Source organism: Alloalcanivorax xenomutans (assembly GCF_032810065.1).
GTDB classification, from domain to species: Bacteria; Pseudomonadota; Gammaproteobacteria; order Pseudomonadales; family Alcanivoracaceae; genus Alloalcanivorax; species Alloalcanivorax xenomutans.
The window spans coordinates 2,270,055-2,291,156 of sequence record NZ_CP136538.1 but is presented as its reverse complement, the minus strand read 5'-3'; the positions used below and the strand labels follow the sequence as shown (position 1 = coordinate 2,291,156).

The 21,102-nt window shown below is 61.7% G+C and carries 20 protein-coding genes; 10 read left to right on the top strand and 10 right to left on the bottom strand.

The window, feature by feature from the left end; genetic code table 11:
- Positions 1-182 precede the first annotated feature (182 nt).
- Together RYH70_RS10655 and RYH70_RS10650 are read right to left on the bottom strand one after the other, a co-directional pair.
- Positions 183-2,750, bottom strand: a complete 2,568-nt coding sequence (locus RYH70_RS10655) for a DUF349 domain-containing protein (protein WP_317009106.1) — start codon at positions 2,748-2,750, stop codon at positions 183-185.
- Between the two features lie 127 nt (positions 2,751-2,877).
- Positions 2,878-3,768, bottom strand: coding sequence for an acyltransferase (locus RYH70_RS10650; RefSeq protein ID WP_026949269.1), 891 nt, complete (start codon positions 3,766-3,768; stop codon positions 2,878-2,880).
- Positions 3,769-4,179: 411 nt separating this feature from the next.
- Here RYH70_RS10650 and RYH70_RS10645 point away from each other — a divergent pair, with 411 nt between their 5' ends.
- Entirely contained in the window at positions 4,180-5,361 is a 1,182-nt protein-coding gene (locus RYH70_RS10645) for a CaiB/BaiF CoA transferase family protein (protein ID WP_233917690.1), read from the top strand.
- A 35-nt stretch (positions 5,362-5,396) separates the two neighbouring features.
- Positions 5,397-6,350, top strand: coding sequence for a hypothetical protein (locus RYH70_RS10640; RefSeq protein WP_022995020.1), 954 nt, complete (start codon positions 5,397-5,399; stop codon positions 6,348-6,350).
- Between the two features lie 169 nt (positions 6,351-6,519).
- Here the strand turns inward: RYH70_RS10640 and RYH70_RS10635 are convergent, their stop codons facing one another.
- From RYH70_RS10635 to RYH70_RS10625, 3 genes are all read right to left on the bottom strand, one after another.
- The gene (locus RYH70_RS10635) at positions 6,520-7,185 is read right to left on the bottom strand and encodes a TIGR04211 family SH3 domain-containing protein (protein ID WP_026949271.1); all 666 of its coding nucleotides are present in this window, start codon (positions 7,183-7,185) and stop codon (positions 6,520-6,522) included.
- Positions 7,186-7,321: 136 nt separating this feature from the next.
- Entirely contained in the window at positions 7,322-7,621 is a 300-nt protein-coding gene (locus RYH70_RS10630) for a YciI family protein (RefSeq protein WP_022995022.1), read from the bottom strand.
- Positions 7,599-8,240: an inner membrane-spanning protein YciB gene (locus RYH70_RS10625; protein ID WP_022995023.1), complete on the bottom strand. Its 642-nt coding sequence runs from the start codon at positions 8,238-8,240 to the stop codon at positions 7,599-7,601. The genes RYH70_RS10630 and RYH70_RS10625 overlap by 23 nt, the downstream gene beginning before the upstream one ends.
- 149 nt (positions 8,241-8,389) lie before the next feature.
- Here RYH70_RS10625 and RYH70_RS10620 point away from each other — a divergent pair, with 149 nt between their 5' ends.
- From RYH70_RS10620 to rluB, 6 genes are all read left to right on the top strand, one after another.
- On the top strand, positions 8,390-9,265 hold the full coding sequence (locus RYH70_RS10620) for a PHP domain-containing protein (RefSeq protein WP_022995024.1): 876 nt from the start codon (positions 8,390-8,392) through the stop codon (positions 9,263-9,265).
- Positions 9,262-9,885, top strand: coding sequence for an L-threonylcarbamoyladenylate synthase (locus RYH70_RS10615; protein WP_022995025.1), 624 nt, complete (start codon positions 9,262-9,264; stop codon positions 9,883-9,885). Before RYH70_RS10620 ends, RYH70_RS10615 begins: the two co-directional genes overlap by 4 nt.
- 94 nt (positions 9,886-9,979) lie before the next feature.
- Positions 9,980-11,194 (top strand): tryptophan--tRNA ligase, encoded by a 1,215-nt coding sequence (locus tag RYH70_RS10610; protein ID WP_014994666.1) that lies wholly within the window; start codon positions 9,980-9,982, stop codon positions 11,192-11,194.
- A 39-nt stretch (positions 11,195-11,233) separates the two neighbouring features.
- Complete coding sequence (locus tag RYH70_RS10605; RefSeq protein WP_014994665.1) at positions 11,234-12,148, top strand: segregation and condensation protein A; 915 nt, start codon at positions 11,234-11,236, stop codon at positions 12,146-12,148.
- A complete protein-coding gene (gene scpB / locus RYH70_RS10600) occupies positions 12,145-13,008 on the top strand; it encodes an SMC-Scp complex subunit ScpB (protein ID WP_233917689.1) in 864 nt (287 codons plus the stop codon). Before RYH70_RS10605 ends, scpB begins: the two co-directional genes overlap by 4 nt.
- On the top strand, positions 13,001-13,843 hold the full coding sequence (rluB, locus tag RYH70_RS10595) for a 23S rRNA pseudouridine(2605) synthase RluB (protein ID WP_022995028.1): 843 nt from the start codon (positions 13,001-13,003) through the stop codon (positions 13,841-13,843). The genes scpB and rluB overlap by 8 nt, the downstream gene beginning before the upstream one ends.
- 64 nt (positions 13,844-13,907) lie before the next feature.
- Here the strand turns inward: rluB and RYH70_RS10590 are convergent, their stop codons facing one another.
- Complete coding sequence (locus tag RYH70_RS10590) at positions 13,908-14,624, bottom strand: 16S rRNA (uracil(1498)-N(3))-methyltransferase (RefSeq protein ID WP_233917688.1); 717 nt, start codon at positions 14,622-14,624, stop codon at positions 13,908-13,910.
- A 115-nt stretch (positions 14,625-14,739) separates the two neighbouring features.
- On the opposite strand from RYH70_RS10590, the gene RYH70_RS10585 reads away from it, so the two are divergent.
- Entirely contained in the window at positions 14,740-15,582 is an 843-nt protein-coding gene (locus tag RYH70_RS10585) for an AAA family ATPase (RefSeq protein ID WP_022995030.1), read from the top strand.
- A gap of 45 nt (positions 15,583-15,627) precedes the next feature.
- Positions 15,628-16,806: a vWA domain-containing protein gene (locus tag RYH70_RS10580; RefSeq protein WP_022995031.1), complete on the top strand. Its 1,179-nt coding sequence runs from the start codon at positions 15,628-15,630 to the stop codon at positions 16,804-16,806.
- Positions 16,807-16,854: 48 nt separating this feature from the next.
- On the opposite strand, the gene RYH70_RS10575 is transcribed toward RYH70_RS10580, so the two are convergent.
- The 4 genes from RYH70_RS10575 to RYH70_RS10560 all read right to left on the bottom strand — a co-directional run bounded on the left by RYH70_RS10575 (position 16,855) and on the right by RYH70_RS10560 (position 20,983).
- On the bottom strand, positions 16,855-17,766 hold the full coding sequence (locus tag RYH70_RS10575; RefSeq protein ID WP_022995032.1) for a DMT family transporter: 912 nt from the start codon (positions 17,764-17,766) through the stop codon (positions 16,855-16,857).
- A gap of 131 nt (positions 17,767-17,897) precedes the next feature.
- Complete coding sequence (locus RYH70_RS10570) at positions 17,898-18,659, bottom strand: slipin family protein (protein ID WP_055100012.1); 762 nt, start codon at positions 18,657-18,659, stop codon at positions 17,898-17,900.
- Positions 18,656-20,041 (bottom strand): NfeD family protein, encoded by a 1,386-nt coding sequence (locus RYH70_RS10565; protein WP_063139545.1) that lies wholly within the window; start codon positions 20,039-20,041, stop codon positions 18,656-18,658. The genes RYH70_RS10570 and RYH70_RS10565 overlap by 4 nt, the downstream gene beginning before the upstream one ends.
- Positions 20,042-20,209: 168 nt before the next feature.
- The gene (locus RYH70_RS10560; RefSeq protein WP_063139546.1) at positions 20,210-20,983 is read right to left on the bottom strand and encodes a metallophosphoesterase; all 774 of its coding nucleotides are present in this window, start codon (positions 20,981-20,983) and stop codon (positions 20,210-20,212) included.
- Positions 20,984-21,102: the final 119 nt, after the last annotated feature.

Sequence of the window (21,102 nt, the reverse complement as noted above, 5' to 3'; positions counted from 1 at the left end):
CTCCAACCATAGGGGCCGCGGTCAAAAGCTGGCAAGCCCCTCCGCGTTCAAAAGCAAATAAACAACAAGCCTGTCAACTAGGATCAGGAGTGGCGAATTCGCAAATGGCCTTTGCAGAATCGCATTTTTTTCGCTGTTAACTATTCACTATTAACTGTTCACTCTTCACTGTTCCCTGCTTTTTACGGCTGCATCGCCTGCAAGGCGGCCTGCAGGCGGCGGGCCAGGCCGCTGTCCAGCGGGCCATCGGGGCGGGCTTCCAGTAGCGTCAGGGCTTCGTCCAAAGGTGACGTGTTGGCGCCCTTCATGGCTCGTGGCAGCTGTTCCAGTTGCCAGGTCAGCCGCCGCTCGCGGGCGTGCTCGGGGCTGTCGATGCCGGCCAGGGCTTCCAGTGCCACGGTCAGGGTCTGGTCGTCCTCGCTGGATTCACCGTCGGGGCTCGCCTCGATACCCAGCACCGCCCGTTGCCAGCGGCGCCAGCGCGGCAGGGCCGCCAGGCGTTCCTGTATCTGCTCCCGCAGACGCCGGAACTGGCGTTGGCCAGCGCGGCCCAGGGCCGCTTCGTCCAATTCATCCAGTGCCGCCGCATGGTCGCGCAGGGCGCTTTCGTCCTGGCTGGCAAGCGGTTCCTTGAGGGCCGCCGCCACTTGTTCCAGCACCGCGATACCCTCGTTCTGCTTTTCTTCCAGCTCGTTGCGCCGCTGTTCCAGACGGGCCTGCCGTGCGCCGAACAGGTCGTCCATGATGCGGCGGAAACGCTTCTGGTGCGGGCGGTGCCGGCCCGGTGGCAGCCAGCCTGCCTGGCGCCAGCGTTTTTGTAACTGCTGCGCCTCGCGGGTGGCACTGTCCAGGTCCTCCTGGGCGAGCAGGGCTTCAGCCTCCGCGATCATGGCCTGACGCTGCTGCTCGGCTTCCCGCCAGGCGCCTTCCATTTGCTGATCGATTTCGGACAGCAGGGCGGAGAACCGTTTCTGTACATCCCGGGCGTCGGTGAAACGGACCGGTTGTAATGATTTCCACTCTTGCGGCGCCTGCCGGCGGATCTCCCAGACCGCTTGCCAGTTGGCCCGCTGCCAGTCCTGGGCGGCGACGAAGTCCGCCAGCTGGCGGCACAGCTGTTCCCGGCGGCGCAGATTGTCCGCCCGTTGTTCGTCGAGTTCACGAAAGTGGGCCCGACAGGGTTCATAGGCCTGATCGGAGGCGGCCTTGAAACGGTCCCACTGGGCTTGATCCTGATCCTGGTCGGAGCTCATCAGCTCACGCCATTCATCGTGCAGTGCCTGGATCGCGCTGGCCTGTTCCTCGGCGTCGAGATTACCGCCGATCAAAGCCTCCATCTGCTCGCACAAGCGGTCTTTCTTTGGCTGAGCGGCAAAGGCATGCCAATCGCGCAGTTCATTGCGGCGCTCTTCCAGGCGTTGCAACTGTTTACTCAGCCAGGAGTCATTTTCCTCTTCGAGTACTGCTTCAGCTTTCAACCATAACCTGTTGGCGTGCTTTAAATTTCCTTTTTGAAGTTCTCGCCGGAGCGCCACCACCAGCCCCTGATGGGCGCTGCCGCCCGCCTTGCCTGCGGAGGGCGCTCGTGTTGACGGCGCGGTGACTTCCGGTGCCGGAGCCGGAGCGGGACGCTGTTGCAGTGCCCTGGGTGCCGGAATCTTGCGCGGCCACCGTTGTGACAGGGTTTCCAGCAGCTCGCGGTCCTCGCTCTGGCTCTGTTCGGCCAGGGCGATCAAATTGTGCCACTGCTCCAGCAACTGCTGGAAATGCTGGTATTCGCCTTCCTCCGCCGGCAGTTCCTCGGCGGCCGCCTGCCAGCGGCGTTCCTGGGTCGCGACGGCGGAGCGCAGGGCGCCAAGCTGCGTATCCCAGGTGTCCTCGGTCACGTCATCCAGTAATTGCCGCAGTGTGGCCAGAGCAGCACGGCGCTCGCCGAGGGCGGCCTCGCGGGCCTGCTGTTCCCGCGCCTCGGCGGCTTGTCGCGCCAGGCGTTGATGGGCTTGTTCCAGCGCTTGTGTGGCGATGCGGGTCTGTTCTTCGCCGGCGTGCTCCGCCAGTTCCGTCCAACGCTGTTCCAGTTGTTGCAGGCGCGCCTGGTAGAGGCCGTCAGCGGCCCGCTGCGCGTGTTGTCGCAGGGCTTCCGCCACCGCCGCGCAGTCCTGTTCCCGTTTGCGGCGGTCCTGTTCCGCTTGCTGTCTGTCACGCAGCCACTCACGGGCATGCCGCACCACCCGCTTGTCGCGCCCTTCCTTGGTCAGGCGCTTCATATGTTCCGCGCTTTCCAGTCGCTGGGCGGCGGCCAGGCGCAAGGCTTCATCATGGCCGTGCAGAGCGATCTCACACAGGGTGTCGGCATCGCTCAATGCGCTCAGCGCGACTTGCCGGCTCTCGCCGTCCACCCCGTTCTGGGCCACATGATAGAGAACCTTGGCGTTGCCGGTATGGCGTAACAAGTGCAAGCGGGTATCACGGTCCGGGCCGTCCGGCACCGCGCCGGCGAGCAGGGCCATCATCCGATCGGATGCCGCCTCGCGCACCGGGGCGCTGTGGCTGTCACGGGTGAGGGTATCGAGTACGGTCAGGTCCAGCAGCCTTTGTGTGGCGCTGGCCCGCACCTCTTCGCTGGCATCCTCGCGCGCCAGACTGGCGAGCAGGTCGGCCTGTTGCCGAGGGTCGAGCGTGTCTACGGCCGCCTTGCGAACAGCGGCGTCACGGTGTTGCCACCGGGGTTTGAATAGTTTGCCGAACATGGGCATCCCGTGGGAAAGAAGTCACCAGCATCAACGGCGCCCGCTCAACGGGCACCGTTCGTGATTATCGCGGCCGACCCGAATTCGGTGGCCGCCTTTTGACGCCATACTATAGGCAAAGACCGGGTCAGGCGGAAAGGTGGGATTGTATCAGCGCGTCTTTTTCCGCCCAAATGTCGCTGATCCAGCTCTGGAAGCGCTGGCGGTACTCTTCATCGTTCTCGTAATCGCCCTGGTTGGCCCAGTCTGGAATGGGGCGCTGACGGACGATTACCTGGACTTTGTCCATGGCGCCGCCGAGAAACGCCAGCAGAGAGCGGTCGGTTCCGGGCGGATAGACAATGGTGACATCGAGCAGAGTGTGCAACTGGCCGCCCATGGCGCTGAGGGTGAAGGCGGCGCCGCCGGCTTTGGGTTTGAGCAGATGGCGATAGGGTGACTGCTGCTGGTCGTGTTTGTCCTGGGTGAAGCGGGTGCCTTCAAAGAAGTTCATCACCGATACCGGGTAGTGGGCGTACTTTTCGCAGGCACGGCGGGTGGTTTCCATGTCCTTGCCGCGCAATTCCGGATTGCGGGCGATCTGTTCCTTGCTGTAGCGCTTCATGAACGGAAAATCGAGTCCCCACCAGGCCAGTCCCAACAGCGGCACCCAGATCAGTTCCTGCTTGAGAAAGAACTTCAGCGACGGTACGCGCCGGTTGGTGACCTTCTGCAGCACCAGGATGTCGGCCCAGGACTGGTGATTGGCGGTGACCAGATACCAGTCGTCGCGGCGCAAGCCTTCCAGGCCTTCCACTTCCCAGCGTAGACCGCTGCTGATGCCGATGATGACGTTGTTGATCGACATCCAGGTTTCCGCCACCACCACCAGGGCCCGGGAAAGCCGGACCCGGGCGGCGTGCCAGGGAAGAATCAGCTTGATCAAGGTCAGCACGTAAAACGGCCCAATGATCACCGTGGTGCTTAGAACGATGCCTGTCAGCGCCAGAATGCCGCGAATTTTGTTGTATACGGTCATGGATACGTTTGGATGGGAAAACCGCGATGCTAACGGACTTGCAGGCCAAAGTCCCATGTCCATTTCGGTCACTTCGGCGATCGACTTGGCCATTGGCGCAGTGCGATGAAGGTCGTACTCTCAGGCCCGCTAGGGTCAGTTCCCACTGTTTCCATCCCGCCTGTTGTGGCTAAAACGTCACCAATCCAGGCATGAGGAGAGAAGTTTGGTCATTCCAAATAAACGACGAATAACGCAGAGTGGTGACGTTTTAGCCGCAACCCGAAGGGCTGGAGCCCTTTTTACCTCCCGCGTCGTTGTCGGTTACTTATTTGGAATGACCAAACCGCGCGCCCTCCGCCTCGCTGGAGGCAAAAAGGGCATCCAGCAGGCGGGATGGAAACAGTGGGAACTGGCCCTAGGAGTAAACGTATGACCGGCCCCCTTAATTCACTGAAAGTTCTGGATTTCTCCACGCTGTTGCCGGGCCCGTTCGGCACCCTGATTCTGGCGGACATGGGCGCCGACGTGCTGCGCATCGAATCTCCCACGCGCCCGGACTTCGTGCGGCTGCTGCCGCCGTCGGTGAACGGTGTTTCCGCCGCTCATGCCTATCTCAATCGTTCCAAGCGTGCCATGGCGCTGGACCTGAAACAGCCCGAGGGCATCGAGATCGTGCACCGGCTGGTGCGCGACTACGACATCGTGGTGGAGCAGTTTCGCCCTGGTGTGATGGACAAGTTGGGGCTGGGTTACGAGGCGCTCAAGGCGATCAATCCGGGGCTGATTTATTGCTCGATCACTGGCTACGGTCAGACCGGGCCGTATCGGGACCGCGCCGGCCATGATCTTAACTATCTGTCCATCGCCGGCATGACCGGCTACAACGGCCGGCGTGACAGCGGGCCGGCGCCAATGGCGTGCCAGGTGGCGGATGTGGCGGGCGGCTCCTGTCACGCGGTGATGGCGATACTCGCGGCGGTCATTCACCGTCAGCAAACCGGCGAGGGGCAGTACCTGGACATTTCCATGACCGACGCCGCCTTCAGCCTGCATGCGCTGACCGCGCCAGGGGCCCTGGTCGCCGGCGAGGATCCCGAACTGGAAGGCACCAAGCTCAACGGCGGCAGCTTCTACGATTGTTATCGCACCAGCGACGGACGCTATCTTTCCGTGGCCGGCCTGGAGCCGCAATTCTTCAGCCGGTTCTGCGAGGCCATTCAACGGCCGGATCTCACCGCCAAGGGGCTGAGCTTTTCGCCGCAGGTGGTGGATGAGGTAAAGGGCGCCATCGCCGAGGCGATCGGCGCGCATCCACTGGAACATTGGCTGCGGGTGTTCGCCGAAGTGGATTGTTGCGTGGAGCCGGTGTTGAGCTTTTCCGAGGCCCGTGAGCATCCTCAACTGAAGGCCCGGAGCATGGTGGTGTCGGTGCCCGACGGGCGCGGCGGTGAACAACCACAGGTGGCTTCGCCATTCCGGTTCTCCGCCACCCCGGTGAGCTATCGTTTCGCCGGCGTTGGCCTTGGGCAGCACAATGAGGACGTGTTGCGGGAGCAGGGCTTCACCGATGAGGATATCGTCCGTTTGCGTGAGGCCGGCGCGCTGGGCTGATTCCCGCCGCCGCGCTGCGGCGCTATGCTGAGGCCATGAGGCGTGTTTTATGGCTGGGCGTGCTGGTGTTGAGTGGAGCGGTTCGCGCGGAGTCGCCGGACAGCTGTTACTCAGGCGCCAACGATACTCTGGTGGACCGTACCCACGGCTGGTTGTCACGCACACTGTGCTGGCCGAGCCGTTGGGTGGACGGCTTTTTCGAGGATCCGGTGCGCGACAGCAACGAGCCGGCCGCCAGTCGGGTGCGTGTTACCGCGGAGCAGGTGTGGCGCGACGATAACGACGATGCCAGCGATGTGGATGTGGACGCAAGAGTCTGGCTTCCCAGTGCCGAACGCCGTTTCTCTTTGTTGTTCCGTAACCAGGACGAGGAGCAGGGCAGGGATGCCCGGGCGGCCCGGGAGCTCCCCGCGGGCGAGCGCGACGACGGTTTTCGTGGCGCGTTGCGCTGGGTCATCGACCGCTCCGATGCCATGGATCTGGACCTGGACGCGGGCGTGCGTTCCGACCTGACCACCTACACGCGGCTTCGTTACCGCCGTCTGTACCCGTTGTTCAATGAAACCGCCTGGCTGCGCTATACCCAACGCTTTTACTGGCGTGATCCGGAAGGTTGGGGCAGCCGTTCCCTGTTCGAGCTGGACCGGCCACTGACACCAACCTCCAGCGTGCGTTTTTCCAGCGAAGTCCGTTATTCCGAGGAACTCAATGAGGGCGATCTGGGGATGGGGCTGTTTCAAGGAGTCAACTTGTTCAAGCGGCTCGGGTCTCGTTCCGCGTTGGATCTGGGGATGGCCGTGGACGGCTACAGCAAGCCTGGGGTGGTGGAGAATTACCGGGTGTATGCGCGCTATCGGCGCAATGTCTGGCGGCCCTGGCTGTTCGTGGAGGTGGAGCCCTTCGTGTTATGGCCCCGGGAGCACGATTATGAGGGGATCAATGGCGTGGTGCTGCGTCTGGAAACCCTGTTTGGCCGGCTGGAGAGTTGACGCCATGGGCGAGCCTTCGCTTGCAAGGCAAGTCCTGCAGAGGCCTCGTCCGTGGCAGACTGGAGAGCTGTGGGGGCTTGCCTGCAAGCGAATTCTTGGACCTGAAAGCCCATTCGCTGCCAGGGCAGCTCCCACAGCGGCTCTGTGGTCCAGTCCATGGGGCAGCGGGTCAGTTGGCCCAATTGTTCCGGCGGCGGCCGGATTTGGATTTCAGCAGCAAGCCGCCGATGGCACCAAGCAACAGGATGCCCACGCCGGTGATCCACTTGCGGGAGGTGTTGTCATTGCGCAGCAGGGCATTCTCCGCTTTCACCTGATCCAACTCCGAACGCAGCATGCTCAACTCCTCGTTGAGACGGCGGTTGGCCTGATCCAGACGGATCGGGTCGGCGGCCACGTTGCGTAGCTGGTCCAGTTCATTGCTGCGGGAAGTCAGGGAGGAACGCAGTTCTTCCACTTCGCCGCGCAGGGCATCGCGTTGACCTTCCAGTTCCGCCATTTGCCGGCGCAGATCACTGGCCGTGCTGGTGGCTTTCTCGGTGTCCTGGGTCAGCTTTTGCAGGCGCAGCGCCGCGGTGGGAGTACGGCTGATGTACTGTTTTTCCACATAGCCTTCCCGGTTGCCGTAGCGGATGTGGATCCAGTCCCCCTCTTCGCCAAGCAACTCCACCCGGGTGCCGCTTTTGATCCCTCTGTGCACGATGCGGTAGCCAGTGCCGGCGCCGGCTCGCATGGGGACATAGATTTCATCGCCGATCCAGGCCGCGGCGGCATATACAGGGGCTGGCAAACACAGCGCCAGCATCAGCAAGCCGCTTAACCATCGATTTCGCATTCACGGGTCTCCTTGTCGTCCGGCGTGAGTAATACGGCGCAATGAACGGGAAGCGCGGCGGCTATTCTTGCCGAAACAAGCACGCTTTGCCGTAGTGCCGCGTACAGTATTTGTAAAAACGATCTTAAAAAGGCTCTCAGGGCAGAACCTTCTTGAAGGGCTTCACCTGAACCTGGCGGTATACGCCGGCATCCACATAAGGGTCGGCATCGGCCCAGGCCTGGGCTTCCGCCAGCGAGGGGAATTCCGCCACTACCAGGGAACCGGTGAACCCGGCTTCGCCGGGGTTGTCGCTGTCCACCGCCGGCAACGGCCCGGCCAGCACCAGCCGGCCTTGATCTCTGAGCGTTTCCAGGCGCGCCAGGTGCGCGGGTCGTGCGGGCGTTCGCAGGGGCAGGGAGTCGGGCACGTCCTCACTGATGATCGCGTAAAGCATCGTTGTCCTTGTCGTCGGGCTTTTTGTCATTGGCGTCGCCGTGAAACAGACTCTTGCGGTCCGCCTCGGGCATGCGCTTGTAAAAATAGGCGAAAGCAGCCAGATAGAACACCATCTGGATCGCGGTAAAGCCGAACAGTTTGAAATTCACCCAGAAGTCGGTGCTGAAATTGAAGGCGATGTACAGATTCAGCAAGCCGATGAAGATGAAATAAAGCACGAACGCCAGATTCAGCCGCCGCCAGTCCCTGGTTTGCAGGGTGACCACCTTGCCAAAGGCGCTACGCATCAGGCTTTCGCAGAGACGTTGCAGCAGATTGCGGTGTTTCAGGAAATGGCCCACGGCCAGAATCGCCGCCAGCACGAAACTGATGATGGAGGGACGCCATTTAATGAAGACGTCATTGTTCAAGGCCAGGGTGAGGCCGCCGAATACCAGGGTTATCGCCAGTATCACCAGATGCAAACGATGCCAGCGCTTCCAGATCAGGCGTCCGGCGATGACCTGAAAACTGGTGGCGCCGAGCAGCCCCCAGGTGGCCAGCATGATATCCCGGCCGCTAACGAAGTAGAGGCCGAAGAACACCACCACGGGCAAGTAGTCAAATAGGGTTTTCATGGCGACATTACTTTCATAGCGACGTTGTCCTCCCGGAGGACGCATGTTATCGGGAAGCGCGGCACAAATCACCCGCCCCGGTCCATGATGGGGATTGGTCGGCGGTTATGATAGTGTGCCACCACCATGATCGCCCGTCTGGAGGGCTAATGTACCAGTGTCCGGATTTTCACTCCCACAGCCGCGCTTCCGATGGCCAGCTCAGCCCGGCGGAGCTGGTGTCGCGGGCGGCGGACTATGGCGTGGATGCCCTGGCGCTGACCGATCACGATACCCTGGCCGGGTTGCCGGAGGCGCGTGCCCGGGCGCGGGAAGTGGGATTGGAACTGGTGCCGGGGATCGAGCTGTCGGTGCAGTGGGACAATCGTGAAATCCATGTGGTCGGTTTGTGGCTTGATGAGGCCAACCCCGTGCTTCGGGCCCGGGTGGCCAGCCAGATGGAGGCGCGCCGGGAGCGCGCCCGGCGTATCGGCGACCGTCTCGATCGTGCCGCTGGATTGAGTGGCAGCTATGACAAGGCCTGCGCCCTGGCGGACAGTGACGCGCCTGGCCGGCCCTGGTTCGCGCGCATGCTGATCAGCGAAGGCAAGGCCCGGGACAATCAGCACGCGTTCAATCGCTTTCTCAAGAAAGGCCAGTCCGCCTACGTTTCCACACCCTGGTGCACGCTGGAGCAGGGCGTGGCGGATTTGCTGGCCGCAGGCGCGGTGCCAGTGCTGGCGCATCCACAGGCTTACAATATGACCCGCAAACGCTTGCGGCAGTTGGTTGGCGCCTTCCGTGATGCCGGTGGCCTGGCACTGGAAGCGTTGATGCCGGGGTTGACGCCGGCGCAGGGCGCGCTGCTGGAAGAGTGCTGGCGCCACTTCGGACTGGCGGTGTCCGGTGGCAGTGATTTCCATTCCCCGGAACAAAAGTGGCTGCGACTGGGCGGGCTGCCGCCTTACCCGAAGGACGCGGTCCCGGTATGGGCGGCCCGAGACCTTGCGTCAGCGCGCCAAGCGGCGGACAATCCGCGCCCATGACCACCGTACTACACATTCATCCGGAAGATCCGCAGCCGCGTTTGATCAGCGAAGCCGCCAAGGTGTTGCGCCAGGGCGGGCTGATTGCCTACCCCACCGACACCACCTACGCATTGGGTTGTGGCATCGGCGAGAAGGCGGCATTGGATCGGCTGATTCGCATTCGCCGACTGGACAATAAACACCAGTTCACTCTGCTGTGTCCGGATCTGTCGGTGCTGGCGCTGTACGCCAAGGTGGACAACCCGGACTACCGTTTGCTCAAGGCGCACACCCCGGGTGCCTATACGTTTATTCTCCAGGGCACCAGTGAGGTGCCGCGGCGGCTGATGCATCCGAAAAAGCGCACCATCGGTATCCGGGTGCCGGACCATCCGATCTGTCAGGCGCTGCTGGCGGAATACGGCGAGCCGATCATGACCAGTACCGCCCATTTGCCGGACGATGAATTTCCACTCACCGATCCGCAGGACGTGCGCGACTTTCTTAATAACCAGGTGGATATGGTGATCGATGGCGGCTTCTGCGGCGTCACCGAAACCACGGTGATCTCCCTGGTCGATGGCAACGGGCCGGAGGTGATCCGCGAAGGGGCCGGGCCGTTGGACGCCATTTTCTGAACCCGGCGGGGTACACAATCCGTGCACCCTGTCCCTGGGCACCTTCTTCGCCTTATAATCGCTGGCTTTCACGCCTTTACGACAGGAGTCGGTTTTGAGTTCCGTGGTTCCCGCCCAACGAGTGGTTTCCGGCATGCGTGCCACCGGCCGTCTGCACCTGGGACACTATCATGGGGTACTGAAGAACTGGGCACGTCTGCAGCATGAGTACGAGTGTTTCTTTTTCGTCGCGGACTGGCATGGTCTGACTACCGAATATGAAAATCCGGGCAGCATCGAGCAGCACACCTGGGATCTGGTGGTGGATTGGCTGGCCGCAGGGGTCAACCCGGGTTCCGCCACGCTATTCGTGCAGAGCCAGGTGCCGGAGCACGCGGAACTGCATCTGCTGCTGTCGATGATCACGCCGCTGTCCTGGCTGGAGCGGGTGCCGACCTACAAGGACCAGCAGGAAAAGCTCAAGGAAAAGGACCTGGGCACCTATGGTTTTCTCGGTTACCCGCTGCTGCAGGCGGCGGACATTTTGATTTACCGGGCCGGACAGGTGCCGGTGGGGGCCGATCAGGTGGCCCACGTGGAACTGACCCGGGAAGTGGCGCGCCGTTTCAACCACCTTTATGGCCGCGAGCCGGGGTTTGAGGAGGCGGTGGCCGCGGCGATCAAGAAGATGGGCAAGAAACAGTCCCGTATCTACTTGAATCACCGCCGCCAGTATCAGGAACAGGGTGATGAATCGGCCCTGGAAACCGCCCGGGCCTTGGTCCAGGACCAGCAGAACATTACTCTGGGTGACAAGGAGCGGCTCTACGGCGACCTGGAGGGTGGCGGCAAGGTGATTCTGCCCGAACCCCAGGCGCTACTGACCCCGGCTTCGCGCATGCCGGGCCTGGACGGTCAGAAAATGTCCAAGTCCTACGGCAATTTCATCAGTCTGCGCGAGGAGCCGGGGGAAGTGGAAAGCAAGATCCGGCGCATGCCCACGGACCCGGCCAGGGTGCGCCGCAGTGACCCTGGTGATCCGGAGAATTGCCCGGTATGGGAATTCCACAAGGTCTACAGCGATGATGCCACCCGCATCTGGGTGCGCGAGGGCTGCACCAGCGCGGGGATCGGCTGTCTGGACTGCAAAAAGCCGGTGATCGAGGCGGTGCAGGAGGAAGTGGAGCCGATCCGCAAGCGGGCGGAAGAACATTTGCGCAATCCGGACCTGGTGCGGTCGGTGCTGTCCGACGGCTGCGAAGAGGCCCGGGAACAGGCTCGTGCCACTTTGGAAGAGGTGCGGGCGGTAATGGGACTGCACTATCGATGAATAAGCCGTCGATAAGCAGGTACCGATGAGCAAGGTGCGATGAACGATCCGAATCCGGTGGACAATCCGCTGATGCCACCGCCTGCTCCACAGCAGGCGGAGATGCCCTTTGGGCTGATCTACGGCAAGGCGATCACCAAGCTGCCGGATGATCTGTACATTCCGCCCGATGCCCTGGAAGTGTTCCTGGAAGCGTTCGAGGGGCCACTGGATTTGCTGCTGTACCTGATCAAGCGGCAGAACCTGGACATCCTTGATATTCCGGTGGCGCAAATCACCAGCCAGTACATGGAGTACGTTGAGCTGATGAAAGCGCTCAACCTGGAGCTGGCCGCCGAGTATCTGGTCATGGCGGCCATGCTGGGCGAGATCAAATCCCGCTCGTTGCTGCCGCGCCCGGCCAACGAGGGAGAGGACGAAGGCGAGGACCCCCGCGCCGAATTGATCCGCCGGTTGCAGGAATACGAGCGGTTCAAGAAGGCGGCGGAAGATATCGAGGCGCTGCCCCGGCTGGAGCGCGATATCCACCTGGCCGCCGCCCGCCGTCCGGAGTATGTGCGTGAGAAGTCGCAGCCGGACGTGGATATGCGCGAATTGCTGCTGGCGCTCAAGGAAGTGCTGCACCGAGCCGACATGTTTGAGAGCCACCAGGTATCGCGGGAAAAGCTTTCCACCCGCGAACGCATGGCGAATGTGCTGGACCGGCTGAAGGGGCGGGAATTCGTGCCCTTCGTGGAGTTGTTCGACGCCGAGGAGAGCAAGCTGGGCGTTGTGGTGACCTTCCTGGCGGTGCTGGAGCTGGTCAAGGTGTCACTGGTGGAACTGGTTCAGAACTCGCCGTTCTCACCGATCCACATCAAGGCGAAAACGGTGACGGTGGAAGAGTCTGATGTGATCGCGCAGCTGGAATTGGAAGATGACATCCCGGACGCCGAACAAGGGAGCGAGGCATGAGTGAACTGTCGCCGGAGCGGATCAAGAGCATTCTGGAAGCGGCGATTCTGGCCGCCGACGGCCCGCTGGACCGGGATACCATGCTGACTCTGTTCGATGAACAGGATTGCCCCAGCAAGGCGGATCTGAGCCGGTTGTTGGAATCGCTGAGCGAGGATTATGCCGAACGGGGTATTGAGCTGAAGGAAGTCGCCACCGGCTTCCGTTTTCAGGTGCGCACCGAGCTGGGGCCCTGGGTCAGCCGCCTGTGGCAGGAAAAGCCGCCCCGCTACAGCCGGGCGGTATTGGAAACGCTGGCGTTGATGGCTTACCGCCAGCCGATCACCCGCGGCGAGATCGAAGAGATCCGCGGCGTTTCGGTGAGTTCCCATATTATTAAGAGCCTGATGGAACGCGGCTGGGTGCGCGTGGTCGGACACCGGGATGTGCCGGGCCGGCCGGCGATGTTCGCCACCACCCGCCAGTTCCTCGATTACTTCGATTTGAAGAGTCTGGACGAGCTGCCGCCTTTGGCGGAGATCCGTGACCTCGACAAGCTTAACGAGGAACTGGCGCTCAGTGACGCGCCGTCCGAGAACGAGCCTGTGCCGGAGGGAGAAGATGGAGACGGGGCCGAACCGGACAACGCCAACGTGCTGGCATTGAATATGCACGATGAGCCGGAGATCGACGAATCCACCTTGATGAGCATGGAAAAGGTGGACTCGGTGATCGCCAATTTTGAAGCGGAATTCCGCCGCCGGCCGGATTCGGGTGCATCGGAAGAGGAGGGCGCTTCTCCCGATGAGCAGGACCCGGAGCCGCCGGAGCAGGAGGCGGCCGACATGACGGCCGATGAAGAGCGTTCGCCCAATGAGTGAGAAGTTACAGAAGGTGCTGGCCCGTGCCGGGCTGGGTTCGCGCCGGGAACTGGAGGTCTGGATCGCCGACGGGCGAGTCTCCGTGAACGGCAAGGTGGCGACCCTGGGAGACCGGGTGGAGCCAGAAGATGTATTAAGAGTGGATGGCAGGATCATTCGAGTGAAGCCGGAAGAAGACATAGTTCGACGCGTGATCATTTATCACAAACCCGCCGGGGAGGTGTGCTCGCGAAATGATCCCGAAGGCCGGCCCACGGTGTTTGACAACCTGCCGCGTCTGCAGGGTATGCGCTGGGTGCAGGTGGGACGGCTGGATATCAATACCACCGGCCTGATGCTGTTCACCACGGACGGAGAGCTGGCACACCGCCTGATGCACCCGTCCAACGGTTTTGTTCGCGAGTACGCGGTGCGTATCCGTGGCGAGCTCACCGACGAGCAGCGCAGTGCACTGCTGGAAGGCGTGATGCTGGAGGATGGGGTTTCCAAGTTCGACAGCATTGAGGAGGCCGGCCACAACGAGGACGCCGCCAACCGTTGGTACAAGGTATCGCTTACCGGTGGGAAATACCGCGAAGTGCGCCGTCTGTTCCAGTCACAGGGGCTGGATGTATCGCGGTTGATGCGGATTCGTTTCGGCGATCTGACGTTGCCCTCCGGCTTGCGCATGGGGCGTTGGCAGGAACTCACCGAGGAAGAAATTCGCCCGCTATTGGACAGGGTGGATCTGAAAGGCAAGAAATACACCGGTCTGTATGGTCGAGCCCGGTTGCGTCATCAGCGCGGCGGCAACAAGCCACCGCGTAAGCCGCGGCGCAACCCTTACCGCCGCTGACGGCTGCCCTGAAAAACACGACCCCGCTTCGGCGGGGTCGTTTCGTTCGGTAACCTGACAAATATCAGGGCAGGCGCATCAGACTCCCCACCAGGGCGGGCAGGGCGGTCTCCACGCGCAGAATACGGGTGCCGAAACGGTGGCAGCGGAACCCATGCGCTGCCAGCAGTTCCACCTCGAACGGGGTCCAGCCCCCTTCCGGGCCGATGGCCAGGGTCAGCGGCCCCTCCTGCTGATGGGGCAGGTCCGCATGATCGCCGGGGTGAGCCAGCAGCCGCTCTCCGGGGCCGGCCCAGGTATCCAGTTCATCTTCCACGAAAGGACGGAAGCGCGGTGCCAGGCGTAACTCGGGTAATCGGGTATCCATCGCCTGCTCCAGTCCCAGCAGCAGCTTTTCCCGCAACAGGCCGGCCTTCAGATTGGGGGTGCGCCAGTAGCTCTTGTCCACCTTCCAGCTGTTGATCAACACAATCCGCTTGATGCCCAGGCTGGCGGCGTCCACCAGCAGCCGCTTGAGCATCTTGGGGCGGGGCAGGGCCAGCAGCAGGTTCAGATCAAGCGGGGGAGGAGGGGGAGAAAAAGCTTTAAAAAAAACTGTTATCTCATTGTTTTTTATGGAGTCCAGACGAGCAAAGCCTATCTCTCCGTCGAGCACGCCGGCACGGCACTGATCCCCTTCGCTCAATTTCAGCACCTGGCGCACGTGCTCGCATTGGCGGGCATCGAGCCGCCAAAACGGGCCTTCCAGATGTTGTTCCGGGTGCAGAAGGAGCAGATTCATGGTCGCGGATTATGACACAATCCTCCCGCTTCATGGCGGTTCTGGCCCTATGCGCTCTGTCCGCGGATTGCTAGAGTGTCCGGCCATGTTTCCGAAACGATGTGGAGATTCCTGCATGCAGTTCCAGGGTACCGACCAGTACGTCGCCACCGACGACCTGAAAATGGCGGTGAACGCCGCGATCGCGCTGCAGCGCCCTCTGTTGATCAAAGGGGAGCCCGGCACTGGCAAAACCTTGCTGGCCGAACAGGTGGCCGAGGCTCTGGGCAAGCCGCTGCTGGCTTGGCACATCAAGTCCACCACCAAGGCCCAGCAAGGCCTGTACGAGTACGATGCGGTATCCCGGCTGCGGGATTCCCAGCTCGGCGCCGAAGGCGTGGAGGACGTGTCCAACTACATCAAGAAGGGCAAGCTGTGGGAAGCCTTCGCCGCCGATGAGCAGGTGGTGTTGCTGATCGACGAGATCGACAAGGCCGATATCGAGTTCCCCAACGACCTGTTGCAGGAACTGGATCGCATGGAGTTTTTCGTCTACGAGACGGGCGAAACCGTGCGCGCGGCCAAGCGGCCGATCGTGATCATTACTTCCAACAACGAGAAGGAACTGCCGGACGCCTTCCTGCGCCGTTGTTTCTTCCACTACATCAATTTCCCCGATGCCCAGACCATGATGAAAATCGTGGATGTGCATTTCCCGGACATCAAGCAGGAGCTGGTCTCCGAGGCGCTGGAAATTTTCTTCGACCTGCGCAAGGTACCGGGCCTGAAGAAAAAGCCGTCCACCAGCGAGCTGATCGACTGGCTGAAGCTGCTGCTGGCCGACGATATCCCCGACGACGTGCTGCGCAATCGCGACACCAAGAAGGCGATTCCGCCGCTGTATGGCGCCCTGGTGAAAAACGAAGCGGACGTTCAACTGCTGGAGCGCCTGGCGTTCATGAACCGGCGCGAGCGCTGATCGGCGGCCCGTGCCGATACGCTCATTCCGTTCACAGAGGTTGCTATGCTGATTGGCTTCTTTGAAAACCTGCGCACTCACCGGGTGCCGGTGAGCCTGCGGGAGCTGCTGGATCTGTGCGATGCACTCAAACACCACGTGGCCTTCGGCTCCGTGGAGGACTTCTACATGCTCTCGCGGGCGGTGATGGTCAAGGACGAGAAGTACTACGATCGTTTTGATCGCGCCTTCGCCAGCTATTTCGAAGGGATCGAGAACATTGAGCCGGAATGGCTCAATCGGGTGATTCCTGACGAATGGCTGCGCAAACAACTGGAAAAGACCCTGTCTCCGGAAGAGCGGGAAAAGCTCAAGGGGCTGGGCAGCCTGGAGAAAATTCTCGACGAACTGCGCAAGCGTCTGGAAGAGCAGGAGAAGCGGCACCAGGGCGGCAACAAATGGGTTGGCACCGGTGGCACCAGCCCGTTCGGTGGTTACGGCGAGAACCCGGAAGGGATTCGCATGACCGGCCCTTCCCGCAATAAGCGCGCGGTGAAAGTCTGGGAAAAACGCGAGTTCCGGAATCTGGATGACTCGGTGGAACTGGGCATCCGCAACATCAAGCTGGCGTTGCGTCGGTTGCGCAAGTTCGCCCGCACCGGCCGGGAGGAAGAACTGGATCTGGACGACACCATTTCTTCCACCGCCCGCAACGCCGGTCTGCTCGATATCAAGATGCGCCCGGAACGGGAGAACCGTGCCAAGGTGTTGTTGTTTTTCGACGTGGGCGGTTCCATGGACCCCTACATCAAGCTCTGCGAGGAGCTGTTCTCCGCCGCCCGGCTGGAGTTCAAGCACATGGAGTATTTCTACTTCCATAACTTCGTTTATGAGTATGTCTGGAAGGACAACCGCCGTCGTTGGGACGAGAAAACCGCCACTTGGGATGTCCTGCACAAGTACGGCAATGATTACAAAGTGATCTTCATCGGTGATGCCGCCATGAGCCCGTACGAGATCAATTCCGCCGGCGGTTCCGTGGAGCACTGGAACGAAGAACCCGGATCGGTCTGGTTCCAACGTATCAAGGACACCTACGAGAAGGTGGTGTGGCTGAACCCCGAGCCGCAAAGGGCCTGGGAGATGACCACGTCCACCCAGTGGATCAAGCAGCTCACCGAGGACCATATGTACCCGCTGACCCTGGAAGGGCTGGAGCGGGCCATGAAATACCTCAGCAAATAACCTCCCGGGGCGCCTCTCCCCCGCCGGGAGAGAGGCGCCGGGCTGGTTTCAGGCCGGTTTCGGCTTCTTGTCGGATTTCAGCATGGCGATGCTGGCCAGGACCAGCGCCATGCCCAGCCACTGCACCGGCCCCAGGTGCTCATCCGGAAACACCGTTATTGCCGCCAGTACCGTCACCACCGGCCCGAACATGGACACCACACCGGCCCGGCTGGTATCGGTGCGGCGAATGCCCTCGAACATGAGGAAGAACGGGACCACGGTGGAAAACACCACCATCACCAGCATCCAGCCGAGCGCGGGTGCGGGCAACCACAGGCTCTGCAACGGCACACCGGGCAACAGGAACACCAGCATCGCCACCAGCGTGAAACTGTTGGAAAGCTGGTTGAAGCGCACCGACCCCAGCGGTTTCATCAGCGACTGACTGGCCCGCCAGAACAGGGCGTAGCACAGTGCCGCGCCGAAGCCGTAGGCGAGACCGGCCGGGTTTACGGTGCCGCCGTGCCAGCCCGGCATGAGCACCAGAGCGATACCAATCCAGGCGCCGGTGAAGATCAGCAGGGAACGGCCCTCGGGCCAGCGTCGACGCTCCACCGCCTGCAACACCATGACCATGGCCGGAAACAGATACAGCAACATGCGTGACAGACTGGCGCCCAGGCTTTCGATGGCATGGAAATCACACCAGGCGCTGATAAAGAACAACAATCCGGTGCCGGCGCACAGAGCCCATTGTTGGTGTCCCAGACCGCCAGCTGGCGCGGGATTGCGACGCAGCAGCCACATCCCGCCAAGCCAGAACAGCGGCACGGCCAGGGCAAAGCGCCAAATCAGCAGCGCGTTCACGGAGACACCGTGTTGATAGATCAGCCGGGCGAAAATACCCTTGAAGGCCATGGCGAAAGTAGCAGCCGCCACCAAGGACAGGCCGGCTTGCCAAAAACCGCGACGAATCATGGGAACTCCATCTTAAACAGGCTCTTAAAGACTGCATGTTCCCGTCACGCCGCTGGGATATCCAATGAAAAGCAGGATTGGCATCCATTCCCAAATAGAATGGATGCCTTTGGTACCGATAATAAAAAGTATTAGCTGCCCGTTTCTCCAGGTTTCAAGAATCCTTTCAACAGATCCATGGGCAGCGGAAAGACAATGGTGCTGGAGCGATCGTTGGCCACTTCCGTCAGGGTTTGCAGATAGCGCAGCTGCAGCGCCTGGGGCTGCTCCGACAGCGTGCGCGCCGCCTCCAGCAACACCTGGGCCGCCTCTTTTTCTCCGTTGGCGTGGATCACCTTGGCGCGGCGAATCCGTTCGGCTTCAGCCTGTCGTGCGATCACCCGCACCATGGTTTCATCCAGGTCCACATGTTTGATCTCCACGTTGGAGACCTTGATGCCCCAGGAATCGGTCTGCTCATCGAGGATTTCCTGGATGTCGCGATTCAACTCGTCCCGCGATGCCAGCATCTCATCCAACTCATGTTTGCCCAGCACCGAACGCAGGGTGGTTTGTGACAGTTGGCTGGTGGCGGCGAAGAAATCCTCCACATTGACCACCGCCTTTTGTGCGTCGATCACGCGGAAATACAACACCGCGTTGACCTTCACCGAAACGTTGTCCCGGGAAATCACATCCTGAGTGGGCACATCGAGCACGCGGATACGCAGGTCCACTTTCACCATTTGCTGCACGATGGGGATAATCACGATCAGCCCGGGCCCCTTGACCCGGTAGAAGCGGCCAAGCATGAACACCACGCCGCGTTCGTACTCGCGCAGAATCCGAAAGGCGCTGAGCAGAAAGGCGATCAAAAGGACCGCCAGTGAAATCCAGAAATAGTAGATCGTCATGATGCGTCCTCCACATTCAGGGTCAGACCCTTCCGGCCGATGACCCGTAATCGTTGGCCCTTGCGCACCGGGGCGGCGGCGCGGGCACGCCACAGCTCGCCATTGATGCGTACCATGCCGAGAAGTTCGAAATCCTGAGCCGCCACCGCCGACTGGCCAATCAAGGTATCGGCGCCGCTGACCAGAGCCTGCCGCCGGGAGCGGGTAATCAGCCGGATAATGACGCCGATCAAAAGCAAGGATCCGGTGCCGACGGCGGCGATCACGGGCAATGCGATCTGGAACGCGGGCAGTTCGGTATCCATCAGCATCACCGAACCGATCACGAAAGCGGCCACGCCGCCGATACCCAACACGCCGAACGAGGGGGACAGGGCTTCCGCCGCGATCAGTCCTATACCCAGCACAATCAACGCCAGGCCAACGTAGCTCACCGGCAACAGATGCAAGGCGTAGGCGGCCACCAACAGACAGATGCCTCCAAGCACGCCCGCCACGCCGACGCCGGGACTGGAAAACTCCAGGATCAGGCCGTAGATGCCCACCAATAACAGCAGGTAGGCGACACTGGGGTTGGTGATGATCGCCAGAAAGCCGGTGCGCCAGTCCTGCTCGATGTTCCGTACCTGATGGCCGCTCAGCGTCAGGGTGTGTCGCTGCCCGCGAATTTCGATTTCCCGGCCTTCCAACCGCGACAACAAGGCGGGCAGGTCATCGGCGATCAGGTCGATGACGTTCTGTTCCAGCGCCTCCTCGGCGGGCAGGCTGGCGCCCTGGCGTACCGCTTGCTCGGCCCAGTCGGCATTGCGCCCGCGCAGTTCCGCCAGCCCGCGGATATACGCCACGGCGTCGTTGACCTGTTTATTGCGCAGGGCGGTGGCGCTGTCCGGCGCGGTGCTCTGATCTTCGCCATCGCTGCCGGCGGGATTGCGGGCCGGGGCGCCGCCGCCCAACTCAACCGGGGTTGCCGCGCCAAGATTGGTGGCCGGTGCCATGGCCGCGATATGGGCGGCGTAGAGTAGATAGGTGCCGGCGCTTGCGGCACGGCTGCCGGAAGGGGCAACGTGGATGGTCACCGGCACCCGCGAGTCGAGAATGGCGCGAATCATGGCGCGCATGGAGTGGTCCAGGCCGCCAGGTGTGTTCAGCTGTAGCACGAACAAAGCCGCCGCCTCGTCGTTGGCGTCTTCCAGCGCGCGCACGAACCAGTCGCTGACCGCCGGGCCGATGGCGTCATCCAGGACCATCACGCGGACATCAGGTGGTGACGCGGATGCGGCGGAGTGTTGCGCGGAGGGCGATTGAGCGGAAACGGGGAGGGCGATCAGCACGGCCATGGCCAGCGCCAGAAGCAGGATTAGGAACAACGGCTTACGTGCCATGGTTCTCCTCCCGTTGAGGGCGAGGCCCGCCGGACCGGCGCGGCCCTGTATCCATGTAAACGCAAACCGTTGCCGAGTACCAGCGCTTTGCACGCTGGGCGGTTTTGATCTCAGGTTTCTTTTTAAATCAATTAATTACAATGAAAAATTAAAGTAAATACTTCGCCGCTAGGCTGGCACGTTGACCGTCTTGTTCCAGTCAAACCCGGAGGTTTCACCGCGGTAGCCGGACTGATTGGAGATCAAGCGCCCTTCGCCCACCGGCAGATCCAGCGACAGATGGGTATGGCCATGAATCCACAGATCCACCAGACCGATACGGTCTTCCAGCCGGGAGAAGAAAGCGCCGTCCAGCGGTCCGGGTGAGAAGACCGGATGGCAACAGACGCCGGCGGGGCCGTGATGGCTGATCACCACGGTGGGACCGTCAAAGGGTTCGGCGATGCGCCGGTCCAGCCATTCAACGGCGGCCTGATGCAGGGCGAGTGCATGTTCCGGGAGAAACGGCACACCCTCGATGGTGATTAACTGATGGTCCGGCATACGTTGCGCGGCCAGCGCCATCGGCTCGTCCCGGCTTTCGCCGTCATAGGCCAGATAATCGGTCCACAGGGTGCAGCCGAGGAAGCGAACGCCGCCGATCACCGTCTGATCCCGGTCCAGTACCTGGACCCGGGTCCCTTCCGCGCGCTGGCGCATGGCGGCCAGATTATCCTGGATGTCGTGGCGGTAATATTCGTGGTTGCCCGGCACATAAAGCACCGGTTTGTCGTGCTTTTCGGATTGCTCCACGGCCCACTGCACACCGCGGTCGCCGGTGTCGATATCGCCGGCGAGAACAATCAGGTCGGCGTCGGTCTCGGGGATGTCGGGAATCGCCACCGGTGGCTCGGCACGACGGTACAGCTCGTTATGCAGATCGCTGAGAGGATGGATGATCACGATACTTCCTTGCTCCGGCAGGATGGTATGGGGTTCTTAAGCATAGCTGTTCCCTACGGTAAGGTCAGCCGTCGACACCGATGCCTTATTACGGCGATACACACTGAGGGGCTTTCGGT